The 12,782-nt window shown below is 31.9% G+C and carries 9 protein-coding genes; 3 read left to right on the top strand and 6 right to left on the bottom strand.

The annotated features are described in order from the left end of the window. Positions 1 to 5: 5 nt before the first annotated feature. The 5 genes from J8L88_RS04645 to J8L88_RS04625 are packed head-to-tail and all read right to left on the bottom strand — an operon-like array spanning position 6 to position 7,446. Positions 6 to 3,116: an efflux RND transporter permease subunit gene (locus J8L88_RS04645; protein ID WP_211060096.1), complete on the bottom strand. Its 3,111-nt coding sequence runs from the start codon at positions 3,114 to 3,116 to the stop codon at positions 6 to 8. A gap of 21 nt (positions 3,117 to 3,137) precedes the next feature. After that, entirely contained in the window at positions 3,138 to 4,229 is a 1,092-nt protein-coding gene (locus J8L88_RS04640; RefSeq protein ID WP_247666414.1) for an efflux RND transporter periplasmic adaptor subunit, read from the bottom strand. 9 nt (positions 4,230 to 4,238) lie between these two features. Continuing rightward, positions 4,239 to 6,581 carry a TolC family protein gene (locus J8L88_RS04635; protein ID WP_211060095.1) on the bottom strand — a complete coding sequence of 781 codons (2,343 nt, stop codon included), beginning with the start codon at positions 6,579 to 6,581 and terminating at the stop codon, positions 4,239 to 4,241. 30 nt (positions 6,582 to 6,611) lie between these two features. Beyond that, positions 6,612 to 7,025, bottom strand: a complete 414-nt coding sequence (locus J8L88_RS04630) for a hypothetical protein (protein WP_211060094.1) — start codon at positions 7,023 to 7,025, stop codon at positions 6,612 to 6,614. A gap of 4 nt (positions 7,026 to 7,029) precedes the next feature. Continuing rightward, positions 7,030 to 7,446, bottom strand: a complete 417-nt coding sequence (locus J8L88_RS04625) for a hypothetical protein (protein ID WP_118386185.1) — start codon at positions 7,444 to 7,446, stop codon at positions 7,030 to 7,032. Between the two features lie 166 nt (positions 7,447 to 7,612). Between J8L88_RS04625 and J8L88_RS04620 the strand changes: the two genes are divergently transcribed. The 3 genes from J8L88_RS04620 (at position 7,613) to J8L88_RS04610 (ending at position 9,890) form a co-directional block, all read left to right on the top strand. Next, complete coding sequence (locus J8L88_RS04620; protein ID WP_211060093.1) at positions 7,613 to 8,266, top strand: DUF4386 family protein; 654 nt, start codon at positions 7,613 to 7,615, stop codon at positions 8,264 to 8,266. A gap of 126 nt (positions 8,267 to 8,392) precedes the next feature. Continuing rightward, a complete protein-coding gene (locus tag J8L88_RS04615; protein WP_211060092.1) occupies positions 8,393 to 8,905 on the top strand; it encodes a hypothetical protein in 513 nt (170 codons plus the stop codon). A 91-nt stretch (positions 8,906 to 8,996) separates the two neighbouring features. Next, the gene (locus J8L88_RS04610; protein ID WP_211060091.1) at positions 8,997 to 9,890 is read left to right on the top strand and encodes an alpha/beta hydrolase fold domain-containing protein; all 894 of its coding nucleotides are present in this window, start codon (positions 8,997 to 8,999) and stop codon (positions 9,888 to 9,890) included. 142 nt (positions 9,891 to 10,032) lie between these two features. Here the strand turns inward: J8L88_RS04610 and J8L88_RS04605 are convergent, their stop codons facing one another. Then, a complete protein-coding gene (locus J8L88_RS04605) occupies positions 10,033 to 12,774 on the bottom strand; it encodes a ThuA domain-containing protein (RefSeq protein WP_211060090.1) in 2,742 nt (913 codons plus the stop codon). Between the last annotated feature and the right edge of the window lie 8 nt (positions 12,775 to 12,782).

Raw genomic sequence — 12,782 nt, 5'->3', positions numbered from 1 at the left:
CAAGATTAATCTAATAATTCATCATTAAAAGTATATTCTTTATAATCTACTTTATACAATACACTATAGAATGATGGAATATATAACAGTGTAATTACAGTACCAAATAACAAACCAATCATAATAGTTACTGCCATAGGTTCCCACATTTCTCCACCTCCTAGATATAAGGGAATTAAACCCAATACTGTAGTAAATGTTGCCAATAAAATAGGTCTAAAACGCTGAATACAAGCCGCAATAATAGCATCTTGGGGTTTTCTTTTTAATTCATTTTCTTCGATTTCAATGCGATCAATTAATACAATTGCATTATTGATCACTATTCCTGCTAATGAAATTACACCTAGAAATGCCATAAATCCAAAAGGGACACCAAATAATAGTAATCCGATAACCATACCGATAACTCCTAACGGAATTGTAGTTACAATCATCGTCATTTTTCTAAAAGAGTTAAATTGTATGATTAATAGCATTACAATAATAAATGCCGAAAGTGGTAGATAATTAGCTACAGCACCCATATTCTCAGCACTATTTTCTGCATCTCCTCCTAATTTGTATGTATATTCTTTTCCCCATTTTGATTCTTGTTCTTTTAGCCAAGGTGTTATTATCGCAGTTATTTCAGAGGCATTTCCATCTTCCGTTAATTCGCTAGAAACATTAATGGTTCGTGTAAGGTCTAATCTTTTAATTTTAGAATATTGCCATTTCGGAATAATATTAGCTATCTGTAATAAGGGAACACTTTTCCCAGAGTTTTGACCATAGACATTAAGGGTTTCTAAAGAAGCTAGAGATTGTTGTTTTCCTTGATTACTAGTCATTATAATTGGAATAGATTTATCATCTTCTCTAAATTCCCCGGCCTGAAAACCATCTAATACCGTTAGTAATGATATTGCTACATCTTGATTAGTAATACCAGCTGTTTGCGCTTTGTTTTGATCAATGTCTATAACAAATTTCTTTCCTTTTGGTCCCCAATCATCCTTTATGTTTTTAGTTCCAGAAATACTAAAAAGTTTGGATTTTATTTCTTCGGCTATACTTGATAATTTATCAGGATCATCTCCAGATACTTTAATTTCTATAGGAGTTCCACTACCACCTGACCCTAATAATCCAACTTTAATATCCGCATCTGGAAATGTATCGAAACAAAAAGCATCTAGCTTTTTTACCATATCATTATTGACCAAAAAAGATGAAGTGTTTACCAGAATATGAGCATAATTTGAATTTGCTTCATCCGCACTATATCCCAAATCATAAGATGAAGGTCCTTTTCCTATATATGAAGACCAATCAACAATACCATCGGACCTCTTTTCTGTAACTTTTAAATTATTCGTTATAAATTTTTCAATACTTAATATAGTAGCTGTAGTACTTTCGATTTTGGTTCCTTCGGGTAAGTTAATATCAATTGTGATCATATTACGATCACTATCTGGGAAAAACACAAACGCTAGTTTTGTAAATCCATACAGTGATAAAAAGAATAGAACTACAATACTAATCAACACTGTCTTTTTCCAAGTTAATACTATTAAAATAAGGTCTTTGTACTTAGATTTTAAGAGGTTAATCATACGATCCAAAAAGCCAATTTTGCCATCTTCTCTTTTTTTGATTTTTAGAAAAAACACACAAAATAAAGTGATAATACTCAACGAAATTATCCACGATGATAGCAACGCAATGGTAATCACAACAAAAATAGGTCCCATAATATCTCCCATTACTGATTCTGCCATAAAGAATGCAAGAAATGCAGCAGAAGTGGTTAATGTAGAAATCAATAAAGGCATAAATAATTCAGCACAAGAGTCAATCGCAGCTTTTTTAACATCAATTCCATTTTCCATTTTTACCATTATGGACTCTGCAACAACAATAGCATTATCAACCATCATTCCTAAAGCCATTATCAATGCAGCGAGTGTAATCTGATTAAGCCCTACATCAATAAGTCCCATAACCATAATCGTTGTAATAGTAACGATAGGTATCAAACTGGCTATTACCATTCCAGTTCTGAAGCCTAAAAAAATAAGCATTACAGCCAGCACAATAGCAATGGCCTGCATTAGATTACCCAGAAAATCATTAATCTTAAGATCTATATATTGGTCTATTGAAGCTAATCGAGATACTTCTAACCCTATAGGGAGTTTCGCTTGCCATTGGGCTAATAAAATATCAATTTCTTCCCCTAATTTTATAATATTCCTTCCTTCTTTTAGTGAAATATGCAATGAAATAGCATCTTTACCGTTGATTCTTACTTTCTGATTAGGAGGGTCAATATATCCTTTTTCTATTTTAGTAATATCCCCTAAACTAACAACTTGTCCGCTTTGCCCAATAGGTATTAACATATTTTCTATATCTGTAATAGAATTAAAATTACCTGTTGGTTCAAGAATAATTCGTTCTTCTTCGATATTTACTTCACCACCAGAATTTAGAATATTAGTACTTGATATAATTCCTTGTAAGGTGCTAGAAGTTAACCCATAAGCTTTTAATTTAGTATTGTCAAACTTCACAAAAACACGTTCATCTTGTGATCCATTAATTTCTACTTTGGCTGCATCCTCTAATTTGATTAAATCATCCCTAAGATCATCTGCCTTTTCTTTCATAGTAGCATAAGAAAACCCGTCGCTAGTAATTCCGACAGCAATTCCAAACACTTCTCCAATACCATCGTCATTTAATTGTGGTTGTACATTATTAGGTAAATCATCAATTGTATTTAATTTACGACGAAGTCGATCCCATACAGATTGTAACTGCTCTGGAGTAACTTCCATTTTTAATTCCACCTGAACAACTGATAATCCAGTTCTAGAAGTACTTGTTACTTTTTTGAGTTCAGGAAGTTCTTGAGCAATTTTTTCTATTTTATCGGTCACCAACTCTTCTACTCTTTCTGGACTTGCTCCAGGAAATGAAGAAACCACTGAAGCTACACGAACTGTATATGGAGGCATACTATCACGAGAAAGTGACGCATAATATACCATACCCATTATCATAATTACTGCAAGGATACTTAAAGAAACACGATTTTTTTCAATGGAAAATTTAGCAAAATTCATAGTTGATTCTTTTGATACTAATTATTGTAATTTTACTTTTTGACCATCTAATAAGGTTTGTAAACCAGCGGTGGCAATTTTTTGTCCTTCAGAAAGCCCCTTTTTAATTTTAAACCCATTGGTTGTAAGTTCTCCAATTTCTATACGATGTTTTTTTACTACTGCAATAGATCCATCTTCTGCCGTAATTAAAAACACAAAATTACCTTCTCCATCTTCTCCAACCGCCTTAACTGGTATTATCAATGTAGCATCCGATTGATCCTGATCACTACTAAAATTGAACGTTACACTAGCCGTCATACCAGGTTTTATTTCTTTGGCAGGATCTGTTATATCGATCTTTACTGGATATGTTGCAGAACCTTCTCCAACAATAGGAGCTATTTCAATCACAGTACCATTAAATTTTTTGTCTTCTAAGGAGGATAAAGAAATATCTGGAATCATCCCTAATTTCACTTTATTAATTACATTTTCTGGTAGCCCTACTTCTACATTGGTATGGTCTCCAGCATTTAATATTGCGATTACTTGTCCTGCACTAACATTTTCATTCAATTCACTATTTTTAGCAGCTATGATACCCGTTTTTGGTGCTTTGATATATCCATAACTAATCTGCGATTGCTGAATACCTTTGTTACGTTTAGCCGACTCATATTGATCTAATGCACTTTGGTAGCTGTTTTTTGCAGATTCATAATCACTTAAAGAATTACTTCCTTTTTCATATAAAGATTTTATTCTATCTAAACTTGATTTTGCTGTATTCATAGCAGACTTTGCGCTATTTAGCGCAGAAACTGATTGTTCATATGCAAGATTGGCTTGTACATTATCTAACTTAGCAATTAAATCACCTTTGTTTATTTTTTGACCTACTTTAATATCTAATGTGGTTATAATTCCAGTACTTCTAAAACTCAGTTCGATTTCGTCACCAGCTTTGGTTACACCACTAAAAGTTCTAATATTTTGAGTATCTGATGTTCCTACAACCTGGTATTGTACTGGTCTCAGTACTTCTTCTTTTATGATCTCTTTATCTTTACAGGCACTAAATATTAAAAAAGTTAATACCATCAGGAGTATACGTTTTACGAATTTCATAGTTGTTACTTAGTTATTATTTAGAATATATTGTCTTGCTCTTTGGATAAAATCTTGATTACTAGCTTCTGTATTCATTAAAAAAAAATATCCAATTGCTCTTTCTAATTGCATAGAAGTTAGTAAATAATCATAATTTGCTGTTGCTCTTGCGAGTTGCGCTTGTAAATAATTAGTTTGTGCATCGATTAATTGAATAAGGGGAACTGCACCTTGTGAATAAGCATTTTGTGTAAGATCTAAGCTTTCTCTGGCAGCTTCTTCAGATATTTTAGAAATTTCTATATTGGCAATTTGATTAATTAAATCTAGTAAAATATCATTTACATTTCTTTCTATGTTTAATTCTACATTTTCTTTTTGCACAGATAATTGATCCTCTTGAATCCTAGCGGTCTGTCTATTTATATTTCGTTGATTTTGCTGAAAAATAGGTACCGACAAGTTCAACGCAACATTATATGTGCCATCTGGGCTAGCTGCAAACCCGGAAGGAATAGTTGATCCTTTACCAGATTCCGAGAATGCTAAATCATATTGTCCTTGTAAAGCTACAGTAGGAACAAACCTACCAAGATTATTCAATCGATACGTACGTTGCGTAGCCTTTAAGTTAAAACCAATGTTTTTTAATTCTGGTGCATTTCTTTTTGCTTCTTCTACTAAAAATTTTATCAGCGATGGGCGTAATTTTGGATCATCTAGAATTTCTAAAAAATCTTGATATTTATAATTAATAAATATTCCTTCAGATATTCTGGCATCACTTATATCAAATTCTGTATTTATAGGATTATTTAATAATTGATTAATTGCATTGAAAGCCTGTTGTTTCTGATTTTCTGCATTAATCAAGCTCTGTGTGTTTTGAGCTAATTGGCTTCTAAAACGTAGTACATCTGATTTACCAGATTCTCCAGCAATAAAATTTTGATCTGCTATATCTAAGTTCTTCTTTGTTACTTGAAGATTCTGATTTTGTATTTCTACATTTGTTTTAAGTATTAATGCATTAAAATAAGCTACTGATGCATCCAAAAGTGCATCTAACTCTGCAGCATTGTAAATTTCTTCTTGTGCTTTTTGCAAGTTTTCATTAATAGTAATACTAGCTCCAACACTTTCGGAATAAATCACTTGTTCTAACGTAACACTTCCTGAGGTAGAAAATTCCGGATTAGCTCCGTTAGAGATCTCCGCAACTTTTGGATCGATATATAGCCCAGTCGCACTAGCAGAAAGATCTGGTAAGTAACTACTTTTTGCGGTCTTAACATCTTGATTACTTAATTCAATATTTATTCTTTCGTTTTCAAGAGAAAGGTTTTTATCCACTACTCCGTTCATGATATCAATAATAGAATATGATGTTCCGGTATTGACATCATTGCTCCCACTTATAAAATCCACATTGGCTAACATACTATAACGTAGCGGAAAACCAATTTGTTTTGCTGTACTAGAATTAATCGAAAGTTCATTTTTGTAATCAAGGTATATTGGGAGTTCTGATAAGTTTACACCATTAATAATAGATTCTACATTAAGCGCAATCCTTCTAAAGAACTGATTTATATTAGTTTCAGGTTGATTAGAAGCTAAAATCCCCTTTTCTACATCTTCTTTACTAAATGCAGAGAATGAAGGAAGTTTTTTTAAATTGATATCAGTTACCAATGATTTAAATTGATTATCATTTAAATAAAATCCACCAGCAAGATAAATTGCATCTACACCATTTAAATCTAAACTAATGTTTCCATTTTTAGGTAGAGGTATAAGCCTATAAGAACCATCGTTTTTGGCAAAATAATCATCAAATAATTTATTTATAGGGAGAATTTCCGGGATAAAATCATCTACAATAATTCCTATATTTTTATAATTAAATAAAGTTTTAAAAACAGTTAGATCATCAGTGTAAGAAAAAGGTGTTATCAAATAAGTAATATTCCTTATTTCGGACGTTTTTTGACCTTCTGGAAAATCATAGAAATCACTATTTGCGCTACCAAAAAGAATAACAGGTTTAGGGTATTCTTCTTCTTTATCAATAATAATAGTATTAATAACCCCAAAAGCCAAAATGATATCAACATCAGAATTTACTAGTGTTTTGTAATTTGATTTTGCTTTTTCTACATCGAACTCATTTTCTAATGCCTCTCTAAAAACAATGGTTGCATCTTGGCCAACAACCCCTTTTATTTCGGCTTTTAGTTTAGTAAGCAAAGGAATTGTCTCCTCAAAAGACTTATCCGCAAGAATACCAATTGTAACAGTTTTTGATGACTGTGAATATCCTATTAAATGTAATATCGAAATTAAAAAAAAGAGTTTTATATTCTTCATATAAAAATGATATGTGTGTGAGATATTAATTTATAATTGATTTAACCGCTTATTTACTGACCATGAGAGTTTATCAAAAAAGTCATAGAAACTTTCATATTGTTCTGCTGGTAAAATTTGTTTTAACTCTTTATTTTGTTCATTTACCAGATTCTTAAAGCCTTGAGTAATTTCGATCTTTGTTAGTTTATGGTCCTCTCCTAGCTGTTTCATTTTTAAGCCGTAATAAGAAGTGATTACATTAAAACGATTTATAGTCTCCTCATTTAAATTAGAATCATCTACTATAGTTCTAAACCATTTTTTTATATAATCCGATTCCTCCTGATTAAAAATAGGTGTCTCAGGTTCTTCTTGTTGCACATCAGTTTCTTGCCCTATAACCAAATGAGAACAACATAAAAAACCTAAAACTATATAGAGTTGATAGAATCCTTTAATCATAATTTCATTTCTTATCCCAACCATTACGATTATAAACACTCGTAACTATTTTATCAAAACTTTCTTTATGAATACTAAACTGATCTTCTGTTAATATCTCGGCGACATCTCCATCAAGATTAGTCAGCATTTTTTTAAATTTTATTTTTACTTCATTTTCTGTGAGTTGAGCATCTTTATCGTCCAAGCGAGCCATTTTATTTGTATGATATCCTAAAATCATATAATAATCGTCTCTTAAGTTTTCGGAAAGCTTCATTCTCTCCACTTGTGCTTCCACAAACGCCTGCAGATTATCCTTTTCTTGCGAAGAAAATATTTCTACTTTGTTTTTTTGACGTTCTTCTAATTTTTCTTGCTTGGTTTGACCAAAAGAAGAGATATAGGTAATTAGCAATAATGTAGTGATAATAAGTTTCATGATTTTGTGTGTTGATGTACGATTAAGCCTTGTTAAATTTAACACTTTTTTTACACATTTTTTTTTAAAATATAATAAGAATACATCAATATATACCTATTTCGCTTATTTCGAATATCGTTAGTAACAATATTAAGAGTATAACGTCTTAATTAAAAAGGATAAAATGACACCAAAATACTTACAGAAGATAGGCGGATTATGTTCAATTTTTGAAGGGTTAATTTATATTACTGCTTTCATTATATACGGCGGTGTTTTAGAATATCCTGACAAGAATGCAACTGCTAAGGAAGAATTAGCTTTTTTATCTGAAAATTATATAACCTTGTCCCTTCTAAATTTTACAAGCTATATTCTTTTTGGTGTATTATTATCAATAGTAGTACTAGCTATTCATAAACGCATAGAAAAGGACTTACCTGATGTCTCTAAATTAGCTTTTGTTTTTGGTGTAATTTGGGTTGGATTAGTAATCGCCTGTGGAATGATAACTAATATAGGGCTTAATTCGATACTTGAAATAGGAAATACATCCCCAGAAAAAGCAATGGAAACATGGTCAAGTGTAAGTATCGTTTCTGAAGGACTTGGTGGTGGAAATGAAATTGTAGGTGGGATTTGGGTATTACTTATTAGCCTCGTTGCTTTCAACAAAAAAACATTTCCTAGACCTTTAACTATCTTAGGAATACTTGTTGGAACTGCAGGTATATTAACAATATATCCATTAGACCTATTCACAGAAATCTTTGGTATAAGTCAAATAATTTGGTTTATATGGATAGGAATAACTATGATTCGTAAACCAGTCTTATAAAAAAAATAAAAAATGGTTTCATATAATCTTCGATAGGAAAACGTTGAATATTCATAAAATAGATTATATATTCATATCATATTTAGAAAATAAAACCCGGAGAAAAGACAACATAAAAATAGATGCATGAGGTATATATCATTAGTACTAGTATTACTTATTCTATCTAGTAGTTGTGCCAATAAGGACAAAAAAGTGGATATAACTATAAAAATAAAAAGTGAGTTTATTGAAGAAAATGTTAAGTGGTTCAATAATGAAGGGAGTTCTAGTATTAAAGGCATAGCAAAATTTAAGTCAAAAAATGGAGATATAGGTTTTGGAAAAGATTTTAGAATAGAACTAAATCCATATTCTGCCTATACTAAAGAACGATTAAATCATATTTATGAAAATGATGATTCCGCTTATGTATATATAGAAGATGGAATTCCAAAGTTTGTTCCTGACCCCGAAGGTTATCATAACACTAGAAAGGCAATGTGTAATGAAAAAGGAGAATTCGAATTTACAGGATTGCCAGCAGGAGAATATTATGTCATTGCTTTTATGTTATGGGATGAGACAGGTGGAGGTATCATGCAGCACATAAAACTTTCGGATAATGAAACAAGAGTTATTGAGATGATTAATTTTTAAAATAAATATGTCTCATAAAATATGGAATACATTTTTAAAGCGAGCAATACCTAGCAAATAGGTACCTTATATCAATTACTAAAGTCAATAAATGAAACAAAGTTTTACATACTATCTAACGCTATTAGTTATTAAATTAAAGGGGTTAAAAAAGAATTTTAGCGAGGATCCTGTTGATTTTAGGAAGCTAAGAAAAGAGGATGTTTACGAACCAAAAGGTGGTTTTTTCAAAAAACATGTAACTAGAAATTTTAAAATTTCTGATTCTTCAATAACAGAAATACAACAAAATAAAGAACAGAATAAATTATTGATATTTATTCATGGAGGCGCTTTTATTTCTGGTCCTGCTAAACATCATTGGGATACAATCAAAGCTATTTCTAAACAAACTGATTTTACAATTTGGTTGTGTAATTATCCGAAGGCACCGGAACATAAAATAACTGAAATATCTGACAATATAGATTCAATGTATCGTCTTGCCTTAGAAACTTATACCTCGGATCAAATTTGTTTAATAGGTGATTCTGCGGGAGGAACATTAATTACCACACTAACACAAAGAATAATATCTAATAATCTACAAATACCGAAAAAAATAATTCTTATTTCCCCAGTAATGGATGCATCTATGTCTAATACTGATATAAATGACGTTGATTTGGTTGATCCAATGCTATCAAAATTAGGTATTTTAAGTGCAAAAAAAATGTGTGTAGGAAACTTAGATCTAAAAAACCCAATGATTTCACCTTTATATGGAAGTTTTGAACAGTTTCCAGAAACTATTTTATATATAGCGGAACGTGATATCGCATATCCAGATCAAAAATTAGCAGTGGAGAAATTTAAGGCTGCAAATGTTAATCTCAAATTAGTTGAAGGTACGAACATGCCTCACATCTGGCCATTATTGCCTGTTATGAAAGAAGCTAAAATATCATTACAGGAAATTATATCACAATTAAATAAGGATAAATAAACTAGTTAACAAACAAAACACTTCTCTCCTACTCCTATTTACAAAATTTCGATAGATTTATTATGAATTAGGAGCTGGATAAAACTTTTGGAAATAAAATCACTAGGTCTTTTATTCCCAAAAGTTTTAAGACTACTATTATTTATTGTTTTACAATTTTAATTGTAGATACACTTCTCGATCCATTTATTTTAGCATAATACATACCAGATGAAAGTTTACCTAGGTTTATAGTTTCATCATTGCTTGAAATATTTTTTGTTACTACTACTTTTCCGTTCATATTATATACTCGAATAATAGAATTTTCTGCACCTTGAATAGTTACATTATTTATTATTGGATTAGGATATAAAACTACAGAGCCGTCATTAGAAACTTCGGGTGCTTTGGTATCTTCGATAGATGTAATAACCCATTGCAAATTCTCACTAGTATTCGAAGAATCATACAGGTTTACATTTTGGCCATTACCACCATTGTTACCACCATTAATTGCAAAACCTGGCGCATTACGTTTAATTAATTTAAATGCTCCATCTCCAACGGCCACTTTTTGCCAATGTTGATTCTGATTATTATCCATACAGGTCCATAAATATACATTTTGGCCATTAGCACCATCTTTATCTCCATCAATACAAAAATTAGTTCCTTGTTTCTGATAAGAGTAATATCCATTTCCACGATCAATCTCAATCCATTGTTGATTTACGTTAGCTTCATTTTCTGACCATAAGTAAACATTTTGAGCATTAGCTCCGTCATGATCTCCATCGATAGCAAAACCTGGCGCATTTAGTTTAGTAATATGTACTAGAGTATTTTCTGACACATTATTTATTATCTCATAATCAAAAGTTTCCCAAGTCCCATCTGCGTCTCCTAATGGAAAAAGAGTACTATTGTCTACATTCCAATTGGCTTGTATCCATCCATTATTAAATAAGCTTTTTAAAGCAACTTGATTAGATCCTTTTTGTTCCCAACCAAAATTTTCCCAAGTTCCTGGAGCATTCCCGGTTGCACGGATCGCTGCATTCCTATTTGTTCCAACTACCTGAATATATTTATCAGTACTCACAGATTTAAGAGCAATACAGCCATTAGTATGTTCCTCTACATAAAATAATGCTCTATCAGCTTCTTCTCCGTTAGCAATCAAATTAGAATTACCTTCTGCAATAGTAATCCATTTTTGATCTCCACCAGATTTTCTTAATGCAATCATTTCTCCTATAGGAGCATTAGCAGTACAAATTGGTGTAGTAGGATCATCACCCCACCCAAGTGTTGCAACATCTTCTGATGGGAATTCAGTTTCTGATTTTATTCTAATATTACGGTAATATAATTCTGCTCCTTCGGATTGTATTTGTATTTGACCACTAGTCACAGAATTTCCGTTCCAAGTAGCATCTTGCAAAGCATTAACCATAACACCATTTACATAATGAATAGCTCTATCGCCAATTACAATAATCTCTAATAGGTTCCATTCGCCATTTGGTAATTCTGGATTTGACCCTGCTCTGATTAATGTTCCTGTATTCAGTGGCGCCATTGGCGTAAACGTTAATCCCCCATTATTTTCTGAGGGAACCAAACCTTGTGTACCAGCTAAACCAATATAATCACCCAAATCTCCTTCTTGTACTTGAAATTCAAGAGAAGACTTCCAAACGTCCCAGAAAGTTCCATGATCACCGTTAGCATGATATAGAATACCACTATCTCTAAGTCTATCTAATCTAGGTTCCCATTTTAGTTCACCCCATTTAAATTCCATACTAAGATGGTAATTATCATATTCATTTAATGTAGTAAGACCTCCATATACTTCTCCAGTAATGTATAATTGCTTTTCGCCATTTTCCTCAATTATAGAAAAAACATTGGTAGGATCATTATTTAAACCTAAAGGAGTTCCTGAACCGTTAGTAACATTACTACTACTACCTGGCAAACCTGTTGTACTATGTGGTACTCCCATCCAAACTTCCCAACAATCTAAATCATTTTCTAAGAGATCAGTCCATTGACTTGTTAGGTTATTTCCACAATCATTTACAGGCTCATCTATATCAAGTCTATCAGATACCCATAGTACTGCTTTTTCAACCATTTCTCTAAAAGGTATATTATCGTTATAGGTACTTCCATTATGCCCTAACGCGGTATAAAATGATCTTCCGCCATCAAACTCTTTTAACCAGGTTATAGGTCGTGTCGCATCATAACTTTGGTTACCAGTAGATTGTACTTCTAAGAGGTTTTCATTGGTATCACTTAGCTGTCCGCCATTAAGTTCCCAGTAATACCATTCTTCTTCGTGTTCCCATGTATCACCAACGTTTCCAATATGATTAACAACTGGGTGATTAGCGAGGACATTCATGACACCTGGTAAGTTATTTGATGTATGATTTGGACTCGTCTGTACAATAGCACCTACCAATTCATTATACCAAGGCCAAGAAGATACAGCATTCGTATTTCTATAAGTATCTGTTGCAGAATGAAAACCAAGGAATCCACCTCCGTTTTGTATAAAAGCTTCCATCGCAGCTTGCTGATTATCATCTAAAAGGCCACCTCCTGTAGTATTTGAAAATATAACGACCTCATAATTCGCCAGATTCTCAGTAGTAAAAACAGAAGCATCCCTAGTATTATCAACAGACCAGGTATCGTGGTCAGTATTGGATCCTAATTCTTCTAACATAGAAATGCTAGCATTTATGGCCCCTGTGTGTCTGAATCCATTGGTTTCGTGAAAGACTAAAATATTAAAGTCTTGACCATATGTAAATTGAACTAATAAAGAAAAAAAACAAGTTATCCATATGAGGACTTTGTTTTTACTTGACGATTGGGTTTTCATGAGTATTT

Origin of the sequence: Aquimarina sp. MMG015, assembly GCF_018100855.1 — a bacterium.
Lineage (GTDB): Bacteria > Bacteroidota > Bacteroidia > Flavobacteriales > Flavobacteriaceae > Aquimarina > Aquimarina latercula.
The sequence above is the reverse complement of the archived record's forward strand: the minus strand, read 5'-3'. Positions and strand labels throughout refer to the sequence as shown.